This window comes from Arthrobacter sp. MYb224, assembly GCF_002975455.1.
Lineage (GTDB): Bacteria > Actinomycetota > Actinomycetes > Actinomycetales > Micrococcaceae > Glutamicibacter.
This window is the reverse complement of sequence record NZ_PCPU01000013.1, coordinates 25186-44764: the sequence shown is the minus strand read 5'-3', so window position 1 is coordinate 44764 and position 19579 is coordinate 25186. Positions and strand designations below refer to the sequence as shown.

Genomic DNA, 19579 nt, shown 5'->3' with positions numbered 1-19579 from the left:
TTTGTTGGGGTGAATAAAGAGAGTTCTAGGCTTGGGTTTCGTGGAGGTCTGAAGGGGCCTGCGGCTCGCGCATCAATGGCAGTCGATCCTGGAATCGGCGCCGGATCACAAACAGGACCAGGGAGAGCAGGAGGATGCCGACGCCGATAGTCAACTCGAAGGGCCCTCCATATCCAGATATCTGGGACGAAGCGGCCCCGACGATCAAGACTGCCGCTCCATAGATGGTGAGAACTATGGCCAGTGGAATTGACCAACGCCCGAGCTTGAAACTGCGTGGATCGTCGGGCCGATCCCAGCGAAGAAGCAGAAAACCGGAGACGGCCAGCAGGATGGCTAAGAGGTAGCCGATATTTGCCGCCACGAGGATGGAAATCGGGTTGGAGACGAAGAGGACCAGCAGGATGTTCATGACCACGGCGGCAGCGATAGCCCTGGCTGGGACCTGATGACGGTTGAGCTTCTCGAACTCGCGGGGGACCAACCCATCGACTGCGGCTCCGAAGAGCGCGCGTGACCCGTCCGCCATGCTGGCGTTCACGCCCATGAGCAGCGCTCCAATGGTAATAAGCAGCGCCGCATCCCCGGCGAAGCCAGCGGGCAATACGGCCGCGAAGCCACTGACAAACACTGCCGCGGGATCTGCTGCGGCGTCGGCCTGGCTGAGCAGTCCGCCGATGCCAATGGGGACCAGTGCGAACATCATGAACGTGTAGGCCCCGGAGCTGGAGAGCGCGCGGCGGGCGTCCTTCTTGCTACGGTATTCGGGCGTGAACGCTGCGCACATTTCGGTGCCGTACGCGGTCCAGCCGATGAGGTAGAGCCATACTGCGGCGTCTTGCCAGCCTCCCCAGTGGTCGGCTCCGGCCTGTCCTAGACCCCAAGACAGGTTGCTCACGTCCCACTGGCCGCTAACCAGCGGGGCAACCACGAAGGTAAGTAGGGGGATCAGCAGCAAGGCTCCGAAGATTTTGTTTACCCAAGCCGCTGGCTGTGCACCGAAGAGGTTCGGCACCATGAGTGCAAGAATTAGCACAATACCGATCAACTGCGCCGGCCCTACCTGCAGGATTCCCAAGTCCAGGACCCAAGTCGCTACCGGGAACCAGCGGACCTGGATGATGGCACCGGCGGTCAGACTGACGATTGAAATAACGGCGGACCAGCCGAACCAATATCCGAAAGTCGCCAGCGCACCTGCTGGAGCAAATCGTCCTTTCCAAGCCTCATGCGCGTAGATCGGGACCCCTCCGGGCTTGTCGGGGAACATGGATGCCATCTCCGCGAAGAGGTGATTCTGCGCCCAGCCGATGCCTGCGGCAAGGGCCCAAATGAACATGGCCGACAGCGCACCGATGGCGGCCATGGTTGCACCGAAGGATACGAACAGACCTCCGGAGACGGCCATCGCCAAGGCGAATGCATCCTGCCACCGCAAGGTGCGGTGAAGCGTCGGAGGGGATTTGCTGGGGTCTATCGAGGCAGACATGAGGGGCCTTTCGATCACGAGTTGGAGGCTGCGCGGGAATTGTGTTTCGCGGGTTTCGAGGCGTGGTCTGCCTCACATGGTTAAAACTATGCATCTGCTTAGTTCGTTGTGTCAAGGGCCACGTTGAGGAGTTAGACTCAGTATGTGAAAGCGATGCGGAACAATAAATATGGCGACGGCAAGGAAGCACTGCTTGCCGCCACCGTGGCGGTCGTGGCCGAACGCGGACTCCACGGCCTTACTTTTCGTGCGGTCAGCGAGGTAGCGCAGGTCAACAACACCCTGATTAGCCACCACTTCGGGACCAAGGACACGTTGCTCCATGAGGCGGTGGCCTGGGCAATATCTAGGGCTATACGACTAAGTGACTTGTCTGCCGCGGAAACCATAGACGGGGGGTTCGCGCGTACGCTGGTCGAACTGGTCGAGCGAGAGCCGCAGCTTCAGCTGTTTCAGTATGAATTCGTGCTGGAGTCGCGCCGCCGCCCCGACCTTCGCGATGAGGCCAAAGCGCTCTATGAGGGATATATCGACGCTTTGCAGCGTGCCTTGGGTAGGCAAGGGCACGTCAACTCACGACCGCTGGCCCGAGCGGTCTTTGCCGCTTTGGACGGTTTAGTGTTTCAGCAACTGACTGTTGCCGATCCGGATGCCGTACGGGAGGCAATCGAAACCGTCGGAGCTCTGCTTGAAGCTAATTTGGCTGCTATTCGCCAATAGCTGGCATAACGCCGCAACGGGAAATACGCCGTTGGTGATCTGCGACGTCTACGGGGTACGTTCCGGATACGGTCGATTCTCCAGCAGCCATGGTGCAGAACTGCTTGGTCGCAGGCTATGAAAGTCCCTCAGACTGATTCCCCTGCGGCCTAGAACATTTGCGTCCAATGGATACGAAGCGTGTCAGAGCGACGGAGCAACATTAGATGAATGAAGCTGATCCGGCCTGCCGGTGCTCGCTGGCCGCGTAGGTTCCGAGGGTTTTGATTTCCCATGTGAAGAAATCCAGTTCTTCTAGGGCAAGCCGTACGGGAAGATCTTCCGGGTGCCCTTCAATGTCAACCATGAACGTGGTCGCGGCGAATGTGGAGCCGACCATGTAGCTTTCCATACGCGTGAGGTTCACGCCATTTGTTGCGAATCCGCCAAGTGCCTTGTACAGCGCACTGGGCACGTTGCGTACCTGGAAGACCAAGCTCGTGATGACTTCATCGGGCAGTTGCGCCCGGGTAGGCAAAGCTTGTTTGCGGGCCAGAACAACAAATCTGGTCATATTCGTTGGGTCGTCTTCGACCCCGCTGGACAGGACCTCGAGTCCGTAAAGTTCGGCGGCCATCGGCGGGGCCAACGACAATTTTCGGGGGTCATCCCAATCCCGGATCTCGCGGGCGGACCCTGCAGTATCCCCGGCTATGACCGGGGTCAGCTGATGTTCGCGTATCAAACGTCGGCACTGGCCCAGCGCGTGGATGTGGCTATGGACCTCGGTGGCGGCTTCAATGCTGCTTCCGGGAATTCCGAGCAGGTCGAAACGGATTCTGAGGTAATGTTCCCCAACGATTTGGAGGTCAGATTCCGGGAGCAATACGTGGATATCGGCAACACGGCCGGCAATGGAATTCTCTATCGGGATCATGGCGAGGTCTGCCGCGCCACTTTCGACCATCGCAAACGCATCCTCGAAGCTGGCGCACGGGACGGCTTCCATATCGGGGAACCTCTCGGTGCAAGCGATGTTTGAGTTCGATCCGGCTTCGCCCTGATAAGAAATCTTATTGCTCATTGAATCAACTTAGCGCAGAGTACTCGTGCTGCAAGAAAGAGTGAATCAAGGTTTCCTGATGCGCGCCAATTTTCGAATTCTGCGCGGTTGCCGCTGGAGCAGTTGCCAGGTAGTCGACCGCTTGGCAGCACTTAGATGCACGCCAATTCGGGTTCGGGGAACACCTCGAAGTAATCCGTCAGGTCCGGGGCGCAGAAGCTGTAGAACGCTGCGAGCCCTCCAGATGTACCCTCCGGGCAGAGGCGACTATTCTGCGGCTAATTTCCTATGCAATCTATCGATCCAGCTCAACGTAGTGCGAAGCTAGTCTTTGCAATCCCTCAGCGATGGTTACTTCAGGTTTCCAATCCAAGATTTCGTGCGTTTCGCGCTGATCAAACCAGTGTGCGGTCGACAGCTGCTCCGCAAGGAACCGCGTCATCGGCGGTTCGTCGTGTACTAGATCCTTGGCGCCAGCCGCAAGCCAGACGCGTTCGATGACTGATCCCGCACCGCGTGCAAGCCAGCCCGGAACGTTTAGCCGGGGGGCCGGTGCGCCGCCCGCTTGGCAGATCCCTGCAATGAGTTCGCCCACCGGGCGCGGCTCACCATTGGTGACTACCAGGGCACGACCGTGAGCAAACTCCATGCGCTCGAGGCCGCGAACTATCGCCGAGGCTGCATTGTCGATGTAGGTGGTGTCAATGAGCGCTGCTCCATGATCCAGCAGCGGAAGTCGTCCGGCTTTTGCTCGGTGAATGACACGTTCAACCAGCTGCGTGTCACCGGGACCCCAGACCACATGGGGTCTGATCGCGGTTACCCGGAAGTCAGACGAATCTTGGGCAAGGGCATTGAGCTCCGCCGCCGCTTTGGAACGCGCATAGTTTCCGCGGGCCCGCTCAGGATCTGCCACACCGGCGGTTGCGCCGGCCAACGGTTCGCCGAAGTGCGCCACCGAAGGGGAAGAAACAAAGACGAAGTCTTTGACTCCGGCCTCTTTGGAAGCCCTGAGCAGATTATTAGTTCCGTTGATATTCGTGTCGACAAATTCTTGCCATGCACCGGTGAATGAAACTTTGGCTGCCAGATGGATGACAGCATCCATGCCCTTGGTCGCTTGCCTTACTGCCTCAGAATCCGTAAGCGAACCCAAGACGTCGTCCGTGGCTCCCTGCGATGGTCTGCGTTGGAAGGTTCGGACAAGATGGCCTTGGGTGCGTAACCGCTCTGCTACGGCGCCGCCAAGCATTCCGCTGGCGCCGGTGACTAAGACGCGACGGGTTGGCGCGGAACTTTGGTTTTCACTCATGGCTTGCCGATCCTTCCGCCGGCCAGCGTGGTCGCCGCCCAGCCTGCCAGCGCCGCACGGTCAATCTTGGAATTGTGCCTAATATCGGTTGGCAGATCCGGGACGAGGAGTACAGCCGAAATTTCCAGACCAGTTCGTTCCACCGCGGTGCGCACCGCGTGCGCAAATGCGGCCGGGGCGGGAGACGCGCGGCGGGCCGGTGGGACTGTTTCCATCACCACTACGGCGGCTTGAGTCCCTGCCGGTCCGACACCGACCACCGCAGCTCGTCCGGCGCCGGCTACAGATTCGGCTGCCTGCTCCGCTGCCACAGGTGTTTTCGAGCCCGTGGCGGTGTGCAGCACATGGCCGAGGCGGCCTTCGACCCATAGCCGTCCATGGTCATCGAGATGACCCACGTCTCCGGTGCGGTGCCAGCCAGGAATGGAGGTGCTAACCTGCTCGGTGATCCAGAGCCTGTCGTAGCGATCCTTCACGTGGGGTGCGCGCACCAGGATTTCACCGGTGAGATTTGGTTCTTCCAATGGTTCGTTGCCTGCTTGGCCATCGGAATCAAGCGGCGCAATGGCTACTTGAGCCCCCGCGACCGCAGTGCCAACGCATACTCCGTTCCCTGATCCGGCGGCGCGAATACCTGCCAAATCTATATCGGTCACGGGAAGCGCCTCGGTCATCCCATACGGGGTGTGCACCCGGGCATTGGGTACCAGGCCCTGGACCCTGGCCAGCAAAGGCTCTGGAAGCGGTGCTCCGGCCGAGAGCATCAGGGAGACGTTTTCGAGGATCCTGCGTTGGCGTCCGTCTAGAGCCTCTTCAGTTTCCAGCACATTCGCTAAGGCGGCAGGAGAAGCGAACACGGTGGTTGCGTCAACGGCTAAAGCAGCATCCGCCAGCGCCGCGGCGGTCAGTGTACGCGGTGCCGTAACATCCATATCGGGGGTGACCGAGGTTGCGCCCAAAGCTGGGCCGAGAAGTGCGAATGGTGCAAATCCTGCTACCAGAGCCGCGCCGGCCTTGAGGTTGTACGTCTCGCGCAGCGTATCCCGCATGGCAGCCAATTGCCGGTGCGTGTAGACCACTCCCTTGGCTGGGCCGGTGGACCCGGAGGTGAAGAGTACCGCGGCATCGGCATCCGGGTCGGCTTCGCCAAATGTCGGCGCATCGTGGGCAGCGGAATTACCGGACTCGAGCAGCTCGGGGACGGTATGTGCCACCCCGAGGAGTTTGCGCTTGGTGGCCGGCAAGTTTTCCACGGCAATTCGGGTGCCGGGCCAGCCAAAGAACCTGGCTCCCACGAGTGCACGATCGATCCCGATAAGGAAACTAGGGCCCGCCCCCTTGATGGCACGTCCCAAGCCCTTGGTGCCCAGGCCTGCATCTGCCACCACAATGACCGCGCCCAGACGCAGGCAAGCATAAATCAGCGAAGTCAATTCGATGCCGGGAGGCACCAAAAGATTGACTCTGGATCCGGCGGTGACACCAATCTGCGAGAGGCCAGCTGCGAGAGCATTGACCCGTTCGCCGAGCTCAGACCAGGACAGGGAGCGCGGGGGATTGATATCCACTACCGCAATGCTGTGGTCATCTGTGCGTGAATCCAGCTCGGCGAGCATCGGACGGTAGTCGCTCAGGGCGGTGGCGCGTGAGGAGTTCTTAGAATCCCGTTCGGCGTCCAACCAATTAAAAATGGGGGAGGCGATATCGCGGTCTTCAGGCAACAGGTGGCTGGCGCCTTCGAAACGGTGCACCTGAGCGTGGGGCAGACGGCCCATCAGATCTCTTAGGTAGCGATCGGAGAACACCGGGTCCTTAGGGCCCCACAGCATGAGCGCCGGAACGGAGAGCGAGCGAATTGCGTCGGAGATCTCCTCCAATGCAGGACGGCTCGGGTGATCTTCGCTAAAAGGAATATCCGCTACGAAGTTTGCGACGCCTGTGCGCTTGTCCGCGCTGGTGTAGGGAGCCATGAATGCCTTGCGGACGTCTGCCTCCAAGGCCGGCTGAGCCAGCGAATGAGTCACTCGAAGGAATGCGTCAGTGCTCTTGGTGCCCCACCCATGGACTGCAGGGTTCGAAGCCAAACGCAGGGCGGCTGGTAGCTCGAAGCCCGCAGGGTGTACGGCGGTGTTGGTAAGGATTGCGTTCGCCAGCTGCTCTTGGTGGGCTACGGCCCAGCCCAGGGAAATGATTCCTCCCCAGTCGTGGCCAACCGTGGTGACTTTGCCGTTGAGTCCGAGGCCTTCGATCAAATCGCCTAGGTCGTTGACTCGATCGGCCAGCCGACGGAACTTCCCGGTGCGGGCAGAGAATCCCATATCAAGCTGGTCTACGGCGATGACACGCCATGGCAAGGCGTTGTCCGAAACGTGGCTCAGCAGGCTGCGCCACAGGTAGGACCATGTGGGATTGCCGTGCACGCACACCAGGGTGCCGACTGGGTGGATACCACGCGCGATGAGTTCTTCTTCGTTGTCCAGCAAATGCCACAGGTGGGTGGTTCCTGGATCGTCTACCTCCGAAGTAGAAGGGACGTCTAGGTAGCCCGAGTATTTTGCATCTACGCCGGGAAAGATCTCGGTCACCAGGCGATCTCCATCATCGCGGTGTTCAGTCCTGAACCGACGCCCATGCAGAGCACGCGGTCACCAGGCTTTAACGAGTCGGCCTCCTGCGACAAGGTCATTGGCAGGGAAGCAGGCCCCACGTTGCCCCATTTGGAGAAGGTGATCGGCACTCGGTCCTTTACTAGGCCCACGGCTTTGATAATGGCGCTGGTGTAGGACTTCGAGACCTGGTGGGTGACGTAGCGGTCCATGGACTTCCAGTCCCAGCCGGAATGATGTGCTTCATCCCAAGCATCAACTACCAGCTCCAAGCCGTTGTCCAGCAGGCCTTTGGTGTCGGTGTACATGCCGGTCGGACCGCCGACACAAAGCTCGTGGTGCTCGGTTCCTGCGCGGGAAACCCCGCCGAGAATGCGGTGTCCGTCAGGGTGAACATCCGCCGGTCCAATGACGGCGGCGGCCGCGCCGGAGCCCAGAGTCAGAGTTGCAAATTCGCGCATGTAGTCTTCACGGGTGGAGTTCTCGGCGTTGAGGCGCTGGAACGTCGTCTCCTGGGTGGGCCGGGAATCTTCGCCGGCCACGATCAGCGCGTACTTGATCTGTCCGGAATCAATCATGTTTGCAGCCAGGCTCATACCGTTGACGAACCCCAGGCAGGCGTTGGCCACATCGAAGTTCATGGCGGAGGACGGCAGGCCCAATCCGTTGTGAACCTTTGAGGCTACCGAAGGCTCTAGGTTGCGTCGGGTCACCGAAGTGTTGATCAGGAGGCCAATTTGGCCTGGTTCAACGCCGGCCTGAGCCAGCGCTTTCTTGCCAGCGAGAATCGCCGCATCATCAAATTCCATGCCTTCGGACCACCAGCGGCGTTCTTTGACACCCGACACGCGTTCAAGCAGCTTTTTGGAGAGGCGCAGACGCTTGAGGCTAGGAGCCAGACGCTCGTCGAATTCTGCCGAACTCATGACCTCAGGTGCAAGTACGCTGTTTACCGCCAAGAGGGCCACATTGTGGTGTTTAAAAGTGGCATTGCCGTTCAAAATTTAGCCTTTGTGTCGGGGCTGTCGCGCCGTTCACGGACGCGACGAAGTAACAATCGTTTGATGCGTTAGAGTCATCAACGAAAAAACGTCTACCTCTACCGTATTCCTTGTTGGAGCGCACTGCGTACACGGGCGCGCTATTTTCAGCGGTTAGCAAGAAACTCTCAGGGTTTTCAGCTAAATTCCAGTGGTTTTTCGCTCGGTGAGTTACTGCACAGTAACTTGTTTCTTGCATTTCAGCTAAATGAGGTATCGAATTCCTGAGGTTCTGCTGGGGTTATTGCTAATTTCCTTGAGCAAGATTTTCCGAACAAGCTAAATTGCGTGATGGGCTCTGGTCTTCGTAGCTGAGCTCAATGCAGGCTACATCTGAAAACTCCAAATGATCGAGTGTGGAAGTTGAACGCCAGGTCATTCGAAAGTACTTATTTTGTCGATGCGACCAGAAGCGGTTGGACCCTGCAGATAGCAGGAATGCCGCTGGTATTTGTCGCGGTAATGAGGTGCGCCGCCGCTAGCGATGCTAGAAAGTAGTCGGTTTATACCGAGCCACCCTCTACCAACGCAAAATTGATTTCGGACAGCTCAAAGGACAAATTGCGGCGGGAATGCGCTAAAAGCTAATCGACCGCTGTCCGCGTTCGGGTCAGGAACGAGCCTTGACGACAGCTAATCTGTTCTGGAGGACCGGGGTGTTGAACGAGTTGGCCGCGGTTCCGGAAAAAGTCGGGGCTGTGGTCTCGTGGCCTTAGGTAACGGAGTTGCGGAGTTTTGCCCCTGGGCCGGGGGAGACTTGCGATTCTCGTGGTGAATCAAGAACATGCGCACCGGCGCACTGGATAATTGCTGACACCGGTTCGCCGCACTCCCGATGCGTGACGAGTAGCGGTGGGCCAGCCGTATCTGCTTCGTATTTGTCGCCCCACTGGAGCAACGAGATAAGTACGGGATAGAGATCCAAGCCCTTTTGCGTCAGGCGATACTCGTTTCGAGTACGGTGGCCTGGCTCCTTGTACGGTGTGGCCGAGAGAATTCCAGCTGCCACTAGGGTGCGCAGTCTGGCAGCGATGACCGCCTCGGAAGCCCCTAGATGATTGCGGATCTCGTCAAATCGGCGCACACCGTTAAAAGCTTCACGAAGCACCATGAGGCTCCACTTTTCACCAATGGTGTCCAGTGTGCGCTGAATCGAACAATTCTCGGTGTCATAGTCGAGCCATTGCATGATGAAGAGCGCTCCTTACCGTTGACATGTCCCGTCGATCTAGCTAGCTTCAAATATAACAGTTAGCTTTTGAGAGGCCAATCAATGAAAACAAGCAACGACGTACTTCCTGACATGGGGCTCGATGCGGCTAGCGACTTTGTCGCCGCTTCCGGCTTTATCGTTGAAGAGGTCGGCAAGACGTTCCTCCGTGGGCACGTGGAGCTAGGGGCAAACCACCACACCCCATGGGGAGTGGTGCACGGCGGGCTGTTCACCACGATCGTTGAAAGTGCCGCCAGCATCGCGGCGAGCTATGCGGTGAAGGAACTTGGCCAATTTGCCGTCGGTGTACATAACGCCACAGATTTCTTGCGGCCAGGCAGTGCGGGACTGGCAAGGGTGGAAGCCACCGCGCTACACCAAGGACTTACTCAGCAATTGTGGGAAGTCATCATCACAGATGTTGCCAGCTCCAAGGTGCTTGCCCGCGGACAGTTGCGGTTGCAAAACGTGCCGTTGCCTTCGCAAGTTACTGAAGCCCGGAACGAAGAGGGAAAAACAGATGGAAGCTAGACAGGGCGAACACGAAAAGGTCGTGAGGTGGCGAGATCCTGCTAGCGCGCTGCAGCAGCTACCGTTGTTTTCCGGGCTCGAGTATTTGAAACTGATGGCCTCCGGCGAAATTCCGGGGGCGCCCATCGCAGGGCATCTCAATATGGATGTAGCCGAAGTATCTGAGGGGTCGGTGGCCTTCACCTGCACTCCGGAGGAGTCGCACTACAATCCGATTGGTGCGGTGCACGGAGGGCTGGTGTGTGCACTGCTCGATTCGGCGCTCGGCTGCGCAGCGCACTCGACGCTTCCTGCAGGAATGGGCTATACCTCTATCGAGATCAAAGTGAACTACCTGCGTCCAGTGCTTGCCGACAGTGGGCCGTTGCGATGCACCGGGAGGGTTACCAAGCCGGGCCGGCGAGTGATCTTCGCTGAAGGGGAAGTCGTAGATAAGAACGGCAAGGTCGTTGCGACCGCATCAAGCTCGCTTCTCGTATTCCCTCTTGATTCGAACAAGTAGTAGCTTCCGGCCATCTTGTCGGGCGCGCACGGTAATTTAGACACACAGCAGTAGCTGAGTATGAGTCAAATTTTCTGGTGGAGGGACCGCATGGAGTTTTCGTCTGGCATGAAGAGCCGTATCTGTGGAGCACTCGTGGGCATGGCTGCAGGGGACGCACTTGGCGCTGGCTATGAATTCGATGCCCCGATGCCTCAGGACGCCCCGGTTGCCATGATCGGCGGAGGGCTCGGAGACTTTGCGCCGGGGGAATGGACGGACGATACCTCGATGGCAATCGTGATTGCACGGGCACTCGTAAACTCCCAAAGAACACTCAATAGTGACGCAGCGGATTACATGGTGCGGCAGTGGGCCATTTGGGCTCAGAGCGCACCGGATGTTGGCAGCCAGACGCGTGCCGTCCTCGGCGAGGCCGAAAAAAGCGCGCGTGAAAGTAACCGCCACGAGCCCAGCGCAGAAGACGCACTGAAGGCTGCCGAATCCGTTCACCTGCGAACCGGCCGCTCGGCTGGCAACGGAAGCCTCATGCGAACGGCACCCGTCGCCTTGGCCTATCTAGAGCGCACGCCGGCCGAGGCCTATCAAGCGGCAACTGCCATCAGCAGGCTGACTCACTTCGACGAGGAGGCAGCAGAGGCTTGCGGCTTGTGGACTCTTGCCGTGCGTCACGCTGTGCTCACCGGTGAACTGGATATCCGAATTGGGCTGCAGCTTTTGGAACCCGCTCGCGCAGTAGTTTGGGAACAGCGCATTCAACAGGCCGAAGACAAGCGGCCGCGCGACTTCTCGCGTAACGGGTGGGTCGTGGAAGCTTTCCAAGGAGCATGGAGCTCCATTGCCGTTTCCACGGATACCGTAGGGGAGAAGTCAACGCATTTAGTTGCTTCCCTGGAAGCAGCGGTACGTGGCGGAGTTGACACGGATACCGTAGCGGCGATTGCTGGATCGTTGGTAGGTGCTGCCTATGGGCTGCCGGCTATCCCAGAGGATTGGCTAGACAAGCTCCATGGCTGGCCGGGGCTCGACGCTAAGAGCCTAGTAGATCTCTCACTTAAACTTGCAGGTTAGAGATCGCAGCAATCTGCGCGCAACCCTTTGATTCGGACCAACGGGCCACCTGCCTTTTGGCACACCCGAGCGCTTTTGATTAGGACCGTCGCTCGACGAGTTTCTGCGGTGGTTCCACGCTCACCGCGTGGCGTACTCCGCGGACGCTCAGTCCCGTCAGATCAATCGCCAAGAACCATGGACCGGACTGAGGGACTTTGAGCCTGTAGGGTGCCTTGCGCGCCATTCCGCCATGGAAGTCATATTCGGCACCGTCTTGGAAGGCCGCGAAATTTTCTGGATCCATGAGCCTGAGGTTGGCAGGTCCACTGAGCGTTACCAATAGCACGCTGCCGCGTTCAAGGAAATCCCACTGATATTCGGTGAAATCGGGAGCGGTCACCGTACTTCCCCTAATTTCTCGGCAAGCAGTGGCGGGGCGTTCAGATGTAGATGCAAGTGTTTCCTCCAAAAACGGCGTTCGAACCACTCACTCTTCGGTCAATAGTTCGAACGCCGTGTGCACCTCAGTCGATCAAGTTTTGTTCGCCTAGACGAGCGTCGCTGTATCGATCACGAAGCGGTAGCGGACATCGGACTTCATCACGCGTTCGTATGCTTCGTTGATCTGCTCGGCGGCAATGACCTCAATTTCTGCGCCAATTCCGTGCTCGGCGCAGAAGTTCAGCATCTCTTGGGTTTCCTCGATGCCGCCAATCTGCGAGCCGGCGAATGAGCGGCGACCGCCAATAAGCGCGAAGGCGTTGACCGGCAGTGGCTCTGCCGGCGCGCCAACGTTGACCATGGTGCCATTGACGCGCAGCAATCCAAGGTAGTCGCTGACATTGATCGAGGCGCTAACCGTGTTGATGATCAGATCGAAGCTCTTTTGCAGCTCCTTGAAGGTGTTCTCGTCGCTGGTGGCGCGGTAATCGCTTGCCCCCATGTGCAGCCCGTCTTCCTTTTTCTTCAAGGACTGGGACAGCACGGTTACTTCGGCACCCAAGGCACTGGCGATCTTCACCGCCATGTGGCCCAGACCGCCAAGGCCCACCACTGCAACTTTCTTGCCCGGTCCGGCACCCCAGTGCTTCAGCGGAGAGAAAGTTGTGATGCCTGCGCAAAGCAGAGGAGCGGCGACATCGAGTTCTATACCTTCAGGAATGCTCAGCACGAAGTTCTCGGTGACGACCACGTGGGTGGAGTAGCCGCCCTGGGTGATGGTGCCGTCGCGGTCCGTGGCACCGTAGGTTCCCACCGACTTGTCGCAGAATTGCTGGTCTCCCGCGAGGCAGTTCTCGCATTCCATACAGGAGTTGACCATGCAACCCACACCCACGCGGTCACCGACCTTGTGCTTGGTGACAGCTGAGCCGACCTCCGCAATGATGCCGGCGATTTCGTGGCCAGGAGCCAGCGGATAAGTCTGCGGGCCCCATTCGCCACGTACGGTGTGGATGTCGGAATGGCAGATGCCCGAGTACTTGATGTCGATTAGTACATCGTGAGGCCCGACATCGCGGCGTTCGATCTGTGTGGGAATGAGTCCCTCGGTGGCCGAAGGGGAAGCATATGCGTTGACCATGGTTGTCATAGGAGTTCTTTCCCTAGTCTTGATGTAAGCCTGTCTCCGCGCGCCGGATGGCGGCACGCGGATACCAAACGTCTTTAAGTCGTCCATGGGTAGAACATGCGTAATCCAGAGAATAGTCCCGTTCTGGGGAACAAATTTGGGAGAATGCGAAACGGCCGTTGGATCCATACTTTGTCGTATCGATCCAACGGCCGTCCGGTTCGCTTCAATTGCACGGCTCTAGCAGTGCTTTCGAAGTTTGCTGTTCTGCCTAGCCGTGGCGCCCGCGTCGACGCAGGCCCAGTGCGACTGCGCCCAAGATGACGAGTCCTAGCGCTAGGCTGCCCGCAATGAGCAAACCGTCGCTCGCGCCGGTGTCGGCGAGCTCGTCTTTATTGGAATTATCGTCCTTTGGGCTGTTGTCCTGTTCTGGCGCTTCGTGTGTAGGAGGTGCCGTAGCGGTAGGGGCCTCGTCGTCCGTTGGCTCCGTGGTTGGATCGCCCGTAGGTTCGTCCGTTGGATCGTCGGTAGGATCCGCCGTTGGTTCCGCCGTTGGGTCTTCGGTAGGGGTTGGTGTTACCTCAGCCGCTGGGGCGAACAGTCCGAACCAAGTAGACACGCTGACAACTGGATCAGCTGCAGGCTGGGCAAACGCTGCTGCGCTGCGGTTTGCGTCATCGGCCTGCTGTTCACCATAGAGGAAGTAGGTACCGGCCGTGAGTTCTGCGACTCGTGGATCGTTGACGATCAGGGTTTCACCCTCGACGGTAAAAGCCACGTCCGAAACGGAAACTGGCTGTCCCTGGGTGTCGACGAACTTCACATCAAATCTGAAGTTGTCTTCAGCCACAGTTGGGAACCCTGCGGGTACATCGAAGCCCAGCTCAACTGCTCCAGCTTCAACCAGTGGTAGCCCCAAACGGTTATCAACGATATCGGACTGCAAAGCTAGAACGCTGGCGCCGGAGAGGACGGAAGAGATGGTTTTGCCCTCAGCGTCTTGCACAGTGATGAGCAGCTGGTTGAAGTCCTTTACGGTGTCGGTGAAGGCATCGTCGCCTTGCAAAGTGAGTTTGCCGTCGCTGACATTGCCGGTGGTGGTCTGAGGTTCGGCATCAGGTGAAGTGCGGTAGTTGACGGTAATCGCGCCGTTTTCAACATCGGTACCGGTGTTGAAAACGAACTTACCCTCGTCAGGTGCAGAGGATTCACTGTCATACGACAAGTTTTCCTCGCCTGGGGCTACCTGATCGCCGGACTCTGGTTCTTGAGCTTTGGGGACCTCTGGGGAATCAGTTGGTTCTGCCGTCGGATCGGCGGTCGGTTCCTCTGTTGGCTCTGCCGTTGGCTCAACTGTTGGTTCCTCAGTAGGGTCCACGGTCGGTTCCGCTGTTGGTTCCTCGGTAGGTTCTACGGTCGGTTCCGCTGTTGGTTCCTCGGTAGGTTCTACGGTCGGTTCCGCTGTTGGTTCCTCGGTAGGTTCTACAGTCGGTTCCGCTGTTGGTTCCTCGGTAGGTTCTACGGTCGGTTCCGCAGTTGGTTCCTCGGTAGGTTCTACGGTCGGTTCCGCTGTTGGTTCCTCGGTAGGTTCTACGGTCGGTTCCGCTGTTGGTTCCTCGGTAGGTTCTACGGTCGGTTCCTCTGTTGGTTCCTCGGTAGGTTCTACGGTCGGTTCCTCTGTTGGTTCCTCGGTAGGTTCTACAGTCGGTTCCTCTGTTGGTTCTTCAGTAGGGTCTACGGTCGGTTCTACGGTCGGTTCCGCCGTTGGCTCCTCGGTTGGTTCGGGAGTCGGTTCAGGAAGCTCGCCGTACAGACCCATGTAGGCGGTGGCAAGCTGATCCTCGCCCGCTCCTCTAAACGTGACGAAGTAAAAATCACCTTCGGAGAGTTTCGGTAGTACTTCATCGGAGACCGTAAGCTGACCGTTTGCAAAGGTCTTGTCGCTTAGCTCGTAGTTCATGAACCCTTGATTAGGTGCATCCGGAGCGTCGCTCCAGTATGCGACTTCGACCGTGGCATCTGCGATCCATGACGGCGACGTAGGAATGTTAAAAGTCCAAGACTCAGTACCTACCGGCAGTAGTGGAGTGTCGCTGGTCTGCTCTATTTTGTCGGCCTCCAACGAGGGAGCGCCAGCGGGCACGAAGTGAGTGCCGCCTTGGTGGATCCCGTGGTCAGGGCCTACAGAAGCCCCGAAACTCACCTGCTTGGTATCCGATGGCCACGTTTGGTAACCATTAGGGGTATCGCGTGGGCCGTTGTACACAACTTGCCCATTTTCGTATTTTGCCGGGGTCGAACTTCCGGTCTGCGGTAGGGATGACGAACTCAACCACACTTCGTCGCCCTCGTTGATGAGCCCAGTTTTGTCGTTGAGGATCACAAGTCCCTTGGCGGGGTCGCTGTTTTCATAATCGAAAGAGAACAGTTCCTCGCCTGGGTTGACGACCTTAAGTTCCTCATCGTTCTTGATAGGTGGCACATCCGCGGAGGGATTCGCAGCATTGATCGTGGCTTGTTGGACTGCCATGGCCGGAGAAATGACTGCTGCTCCGCCAACAACGCCGCCTAAGGCGAGCGAGCCGGCCGTGATGACGGCAAGTGGCAATCGAGCTCTACGCGCGTTGGATTTCGGGGACTGGTTCATAGAGAAAAGCTTTCGTCTTCAAGAAGATGCGGGCAAGTGTGAACCCAGTACCGTCGAGGTACCCGGAACTCCGGCCAGTAGATCACGAATAGATAACGAGTTCAACCAGTTGATGTACAAGAAGTGCGACAGACTGTTTTGACTAGGTGTTTTATAGGAGAGATTAATGTGAAGTAATTTTAATGGCCATTCGAATGAATGATCCGCTTGCGCGCTGCAGGCGTCCTTAGGGCGCGACTCTGAAGGTAAATGGATACGTTGACCTAGGAGCTTGATGAGGCACTAATCGGTGCATCTCGATCTGAGTATTGCGTTTCAGTGCGGCAAGTTTCGGCCATTGCTTATCGAGCGCGTGGCCTCTCCTTGATTTAGAAGGGTATTAAGAAGCAGGTGAAGGTCGCGACAATACAAGGTGCGGAATAGTCGGTGTCCGCCTAGCGTCTCATCGCTAGATCGGGACCAATTATTCGTGGCGTGCATTTAGCCTGAGCGCCGCGAAAGTTTTCTAACAATGGATCCTAGCCCGGTCCGTGGGCCAGTTCCTTTGCCTCTGGGTGCACTGTTTTCGGGGGAGGAGGGCAGGCGAACTTCGACGGCATCGCCGTTGGGCGCGCGCCAGCTAGCAGGCATTTGGCCCATGCGTTTCGACTTTGGAGTCGGGCGCTAGCCTTCCATCGGCGGCCACTGCGCGCGAGTGGCAACGTAGCTGTGTTTCCCGTCTTGCGTGAGGACCGTGATCCTTTCTAGATTGGGCTCGCGTTCTCCAATGCGCAGCATGGTGTTGCTTCCTACATACGCGAGGTCGTCGGTCGGGCTCGATTCCCATTTGTAGGGTTCTAGCGTGATGACCAGTTCGCCGTATGCGGGCGCCGCGACCGAGACAATATGACCGTGCGGGTCCGTCGGATACCACTTGAGGAAATCAGATGGTTGATGGATGTCCATTGCAACGTCTTCCCAGCCCTCGTTGATGTCGTCCATCCACTGCTGCAACTTCTCATCTGCCCAAACAGCGAGTTCTTCCTCAGTCATTTCCTCCGCTGCTGCGGGAGTCGGGGATGCCTCGGGGGAGTCGGGTTCTGCAGTTGGGCTAACGGCTATATCGAATGCCTCCTCGGTCGACGTAGGTCCTTCGGTAGAGCCGGCGGCGTCTGTGCGATCTGCTGCTGGCGTCGAACATGCCGTCAATGCGAACAGGCAGGCGGTCGCTAGTGCCGCCGCAAGGCGATGGATGGACAATTTAATACGACTCCTTCATTCCTGGTTTGGGTTTGGGCGGGAGTCCGCTGCAACGCGTCAGAGAACCCTCGATATTTGGGTTTGAGCACCAAGACACCCGCCCGATCCGACAAAAACTGCACCTTTGACTAATTCCCGGTAGGCTTAGAGTCAGGTCTTGGCCTTTGGTCAAGCCCTCAACGATAAAAACACTCCCTTGACTGCGTCACCGTGAGTCCTGACCGCCAGTATCGCGGTCCTCGGTAGTGGCTTTCGCTCTAGTCTATTGCGGCTAAAGTGCGAGTCTCGATCGAAGACCAGATCTGGGTAGGCCTGCACGGATCGCTTGTCACTTTGGGAGCGATCGAAAGGAGAACCCCCTTAATGGAGGGTCCAGAAATTCAGTTCGCCGAAGCACAGATCGACAACGGTCGCTACGGTACCCGCACCATTCGTTTCGAGACCGGCCGCCTGGCCAAGCAGGCCGCGGGCGCTGCAATGGTCTACATCGACGAAGAGACCGCACTGCTCTCGGCCACCTCGGCCGGCAAGCACCCACGCGAAGGCTTCGACTTCTTCCCACTGACCGTGGACGTCGAAGAGCGCATGTACGCAGCTGGCCGTATTCCGGGCAGCTTCTTCCGTCGCGAAGGCCGCCCATCGACCGAAGCCATCTTGGCTTGCCGCCTGATGGACCGCCCGCTGCGCCCAGCCTTCGTCAAGGGCCTGCGCAACGAGGTTCAGGTTGTTGTCACCGTTCTGGCCATCGATCCAGACGAGCTGTACGACGTCGTCGCGATCAACGCTTCCTCGATGTCCACCCAGCTTTCGGGCCTGCCATTCTCCGGCCCAATCGGCGGCGTCCGCGTTGCACTGGTTGACGACGGAGAAGGCGCCCAGTGGGTTGCCTTCCCGAAGCACAGCCTGCTGAAGAACGCCGTGTTCAACATGGTTGTTGCCGGCCGTGTGGCAGGCGACGACGTGGCGATCATGATGGTCGAGGCCGACGCTACCGACAACGCTTGGGAACTGATCCAGGGCGGCGCCACCGCGCCGACCGAAGAGGTCGTTGCCCAGGGTCTTGAAGCCGCTAAGCCATTCATCAAGGTTCTCTGCGAGGCGCAGGCCGATCTGGCTTCGCGTGCCGCAAAGGAAACCGTCGAGTTCCCTGTGTTCCGCGACTACGAAGATGACGCCTACGCAGCGGTCGAGGCAGCAGCCTCCACCCGCCTGGCCGAAATCTACGCCATCGCTGACAAGCAGGACCGCGACAACGCCGCAGGCGAGTTCAAGAACGAGATCGTCGCACAGCTGACCGGTGAAGGCGCAGCCTTCGCCGAGCGTGCAGGGGAAATCTCCAAGGCCTTCGGTGCGGTTACCAAGCACATCGTGCGCCAGCGCATCCTGACCGAGCAGATCCGTATCGACGGCCGTGGCCTGGCTGACATCCGTCAGCTCTCCGCCGAGGTCGAGGTCCTGCCTCGCGTGCACGGTTCGGCAATCTTCGAGCGTGGCGAAACCCAGATCATGGGCGTCACCACCTTGAACATGCTGAAGATGGAACAGCAGATCGACTCGCTGAGCCCGGTCACCCGCAAGCGCTACATGCACAACTACAACTTCCCGCCATACTCGACCGGTGAAACCGGCCGCGTAGGTTCGCCGAAGCGCCGCGAAATCGGCCACGGTGCCCTGGCAGAACGCGCCATCATGCCTGTTCTTCCTTCGCGTGAAGAATTCCCATACGCAATCCGCCAGGTCTCCGAGGCATTGAGCTCCAACGGCTCGACCTCCATGGGCTCGGTCTGCGCCTCCACCCTGTCGCTGCTGAACGCCGGCGTGCCACTGCGCGCACCGGTTGCCGGTATCGCCATGGGTCTGGTTTCGGACACCGTCGACGGCGAAACCCGCTACGCTGCCCTGACCGATATCCTCGGCGCCGAAGATGCCATGGGCGACATGGACTTCAAGGTGGCTGGTACTCCTGAGTTCATCACCGCGATCCAGCTGGACACCAAGCTAGACGGCATCCCGGCCTCGGTGCTCGCCGCAGCGCTGACCCAGGCCCGCGAGGCCCGCCTGCACATCCTGAACGTGGTCAACCAGGCCATCGACACCCCGGATGAGTTGTCCACCTACGCGCCACGCATCATCTCGGTGAAGATCCCAGTGGATAAGATCGGCGAGGTCATCGGCCCGAAGGGCAAGATGATCAACACGATCCAGGAAGACACCGGAGCTGACATCTCGATCGAAGATGACGGCACCGTGCTGATCGGCGCCACCAATGGTGAGTCCGCCGAAGCCGCACGTTCGGCCATCAACGCGATTGCCAACCCTCAGGTTCCTGAGATCGGCGAGCGTTACCTGGGTACCGTCGTGAAGCTGACCACCTTCGGTGCGTTCATCTCGCTGACCCCAGGCAAGGACGGATTGCTGCACATCTCCGAGCTGCGCAAGATCAACGACGGCAAGCGCGTCGAGGATGTTGAGGACGTCGTCTCGGTAGGCCAGAAGCTCCAGGTCGAGATCACCAAGATCGATGACCGCGGAAAGCTCTCGCTGTCTCCAGTTGTTGAGGGAGACGACGAAGCCGAAGCAGAAGCAGAAGCCGTAGCGGCCGAGTAATTCTCGTC

At 58.7% G+C, this 19579-nt stretch carries 15 protein-coding genes; 5 read left to right on the top strand and 10 right to left on the bottom strand.

The annotated features are described in order from the left end of the window. Positions 1-25: 25 nt before the first annotated feature. Positions 26-1489, bottom strand: coding sequence for an APC family permease (locus CQ017_RS17240; RefSeq protein ID WP_096288239.1), 1464 nt, complete (start codon positions 1487-1489; stop codon positions 26-28). 153 nt (positions 1490-1642) lie between these two features. On the opposite strand from CQ017_RS17240, the gene CQ017_RS17235 reads away from it, so the two are divergent. Continuing rightward, complete coding sequence (locus CQ017_RS17235) at positions 1643-2209, top strand: TetR/AcrR family transcriptional regulator (protein ID WP_096288318.1); 567 nt, start codon at positions 1643-1645, stop codon at positions 2207-2209. Between the two features lie 202 nt (positions 2210-2411). On the opposite strand, the gene CQ017_RS17230 is transcribed toward CQ017_RS17235, so the two are convergent. The 5 genes from CQ017_RS17230 to CQ017_RS17210 form a co-directional block, all read right to left on the bottom strand. After that, positions 2412-3272, bottom strand: coding sequence for a prephenate dehydratase (locus CQ017_RS17230; protein ID WP_096288237.1), 861 nt, complete (start codon positions 3270-3272; stop codon positions 2412-2414). Positions 3273-3546: 274 nt separating this feature from the next. Further along, positions 3547-4563 (bottom strand): NAD(P)-dependent oxidoreductase, encoded by a 1017-nt coding sequence (locus tag CQ017_RS17225; RefSeq protein WP_105554752.1) that lies wholly within the window; start codon positions 4561-4563, stop codon positions 3547-3549. Then, positions 4560-7151: an alpha/beta fold hydrolase gene (locus CQ017_RS17220; protein WP_181148527.1), complete on the bottom strand. Its 2592-nt coding sequence runs from the start codon at positions 7149-7151 to the stop codon at positions 4560-4562. Before CQ017_RS17220 ends, CQ017_RS17225 begins: the two co-directional genes overlap by 4 nt. After that, positions 7145-8170, bottom strand: a complete 1026-nt coding sequence (locus tag CQ017_RS17215) for a 3-oxoacyl-ACP synthase III (RefSeq protein ID WP_176484261.1) — start codon at positions 8168-8170, stop codon at positions 7145-7147. The genes CQ017_RS17220 and CQ017_RS17215 overlap by 7 nt, the downstream gene beginning before the upstream one ends. A 751-nt stretch (positions 8171-8921) precedes the next feature. After that, on the bottom strand, positions 8922-9398 hold the full coding sequence (locus CQ017_RS17210) for a helix-turn-helix domain-containing protein (RefSeq protein ID WP_105554750.1): 477 nt from the start codon (positions 9396-9398) through the stop codon (positions 8922-8924). A gap of 84 nt (positions 9399-9482) precedes the next feature. Here CQ017_RS17210 and CQ017_RS17205 point away from each other — a divergent pair, with 84 nt between their 5' ends. The 3 genes from CQ017_RS17205 to CQ017_RS17195 all read left to right on the top strand — a co-directional run bounded on the left by CQ017_RS17205 (position 9483) and on the right by CQ017_RS17195 (position 11526). Beyond that, a complete protein-coding gene (locus CQ017_RS17205) occupies positions 9483-9953 on the top strand; it encodes a PaaI family thioesterase (RefSeq protein ID WP_105554749.1) in 471 nt (156 codons plus the stop codon). Then, positions 9943-10455 (top strand): PaaI family thioesterase, encoded by a 513-nt coding sequence (locus CQ017_RS17200; protein ID WP_096288225.1) that lies wholly within the window; start codon positions 9943-9945, stop codon positions 10453-10455. The genes CQ017_RS17205 and CQ017_RS17200 overlap by 11 nt, the downstream gene beginning before the upstream one ends. A 90-nt stretch (positions 10456-10545) precedes the next feature. Beyond that, positions 10546-11526 carry an ADP-ribosylglycohydrolase family protein gene (locus CQ017_RS17195; RefSeq protein ID WP_219843968.1) on the top strand — a complete coding sequence of 327 codons (981 nt, stop codon included), beginning with the start codon at positions 10546-10548 and terminating at the stop codon, positions 11524-11526. Positions 11527-11605: 79 nt separating this feature from the next. Here the strand turns inward: CQ017_RS17195 and CQ017_RS17190 are convergent, their stop codons facing one another. The 4 genes from CQ017_RS17190 to CQ017_RS17175 all read right to left on the bottom strand — a co-directional run bounded on the left by CQ017_RS17190 (position 11606) and on the right by CQ017_RS17175 (position 16757). After that, entirely contained in the window at positions 11606-11908 is a 303-nt protein-coding gene (locus CQ017_RS17190) for a DUF1883 domain-containing protein (protein ID WP_176484260.1), read from the bottom strand. Positions 11909-12055: 147 nt separating this feature from the next. Continuing rightward, entirely contained in the window at positions 12056-13099 is a 1044-nt protein-coding gene (locus CQ017_RS17185; protein ID WP_105554746.1) for an NAD(P)-dependent alcohol dehydrogenase, read from the bottom strand. Positions 13100-13349: 250 nt separating this feature from the next. After that, on the bottom strand, positions 13350-15608 hold the full coding sequence (locus CQ017_RS18465; protein WP_258133787.1) for a PT domain-containing protein: 2259 nt from the start codon (positions 15606-15608) through the stop codon (positions 13350-13352). Between the two features lie 780 nt (positions 15609-16388). Further along, entirely contained in the window at positions 16389-16757 is a 369-nt protein-coding gene (locus CQ017_RS17175; RefSeq protein ID WP_105554745.1) for a hypothetical protein, read from the bottom strand. 570 nt (positions 16758-17327) lie between these two features. Between CQ017_RS17175 and CQ017_RS17170 the strand changes: the two genes are divergently transcribed. Then, a complete protein-coding gene (locus tag CQ017_RS17170) occupies positions 17328-19571 on the top strand; it encodes a polyribonucleotide nucleotidyltransferase (RefSeq protein ID WP_105554744.1) in 2244 nt (747 codons plus the stop codon). Positions 19572-19579: the final 8 nt, after the last annotated feature.

What these genes read in the sequence shown, in the direction of transcription:
- CQ017_RS17200 (WP_096288225.1), top strand. Translation starts at nt 9,943, where the DNA reads ATGGAAGCTAGACAGGGCGAACACGAAAAGGTCGTGAGGTGGCGAGAT.
- CQ017_RS17205 (WP_105554749.1), top strand. Translation starts at nt 9,483, where the DNA reads ATGAAAACAAGCAACGACGTACTTCCTGACATGGGGCTCGATGCGGCT.
- CQ017_RS17195 (WP_219843968.1), top strand. Translation starts at nt 10,546, where the DNA reads ATGGAGTTTTCGTCTGGCATGAAGAGCCGTATCTGTGGAGCACTCGTG.
- CQ017_RS17185 (WP_105554746.1), bottom strand. Translation starts at nt 13,099, where the DNA reads ATGACAACCATGGTCAACGCATATGCTTCCCCTTCGGCCACCGAGGGA.
- CQ017_RS17170 (WP_105554744.1), top strand. Translation starts at nt 17,328, where the DNA reads ATGGAGGGTCCAGAAATTCAGTTCGCCGAAGCACAGATCGACAACGGT.
- CQ017_RS17230 (WP_096288237.1), bottom strand. Translation starts at nt 3,272, where the DNA reads ATGAGCAATAAGATTTCTTATCAGGGCGAAGCCGGATCGAACTCAAAC.
- CQ017_RS17175 (WP_105554745.1), bottom strand. Translation starts at nt 16,757, where the DNA reads ATGACTGAGGAAGAACTCGCTGTTTGGGCAGATGAGAAGTTGCAGCAG.
- CQ017_RS17235 (WP_096288318.1), top strand. Translation starts at nt 1,643, where the DNA reads ATGCGGAACAATAAATATGGCGACGGCAAGGAAGCACTGCTTGCCGCC.
- CQ017_RS17240 (WP_096288239.1), bottom strand. Translation starts at nt 1,489, where the DNA reads ATGTCTGCCTCGATAGACCCCAGCAAATCCCCTCCGACGCTTCACCGC.
- CQ017_RS17225 (WP_105554752.1), bottom strand. Translation starts at nt 4,563, where the DNA reads ATGAGTGAAAACCAAAGTTCCGCGCCAACCCGTCGCGTCTTAGTCACC.
- CQ017_RS17210 (WP_105554750.1), bottom strand. Translation starts at nt 9,398, where the DNA reads ATGCAATGGCTCGACTATGACACCGAGAATTGTTCGATTCAGCGCACA.
- CQ017_RS18465 (WP_258133787.1), bottom strand. Translation starts at nt 15,608, where the DNA reads ATGGCAGTCCAACAAGCCACGATCAATGCTGCGAATCCCTCCGCGGAT.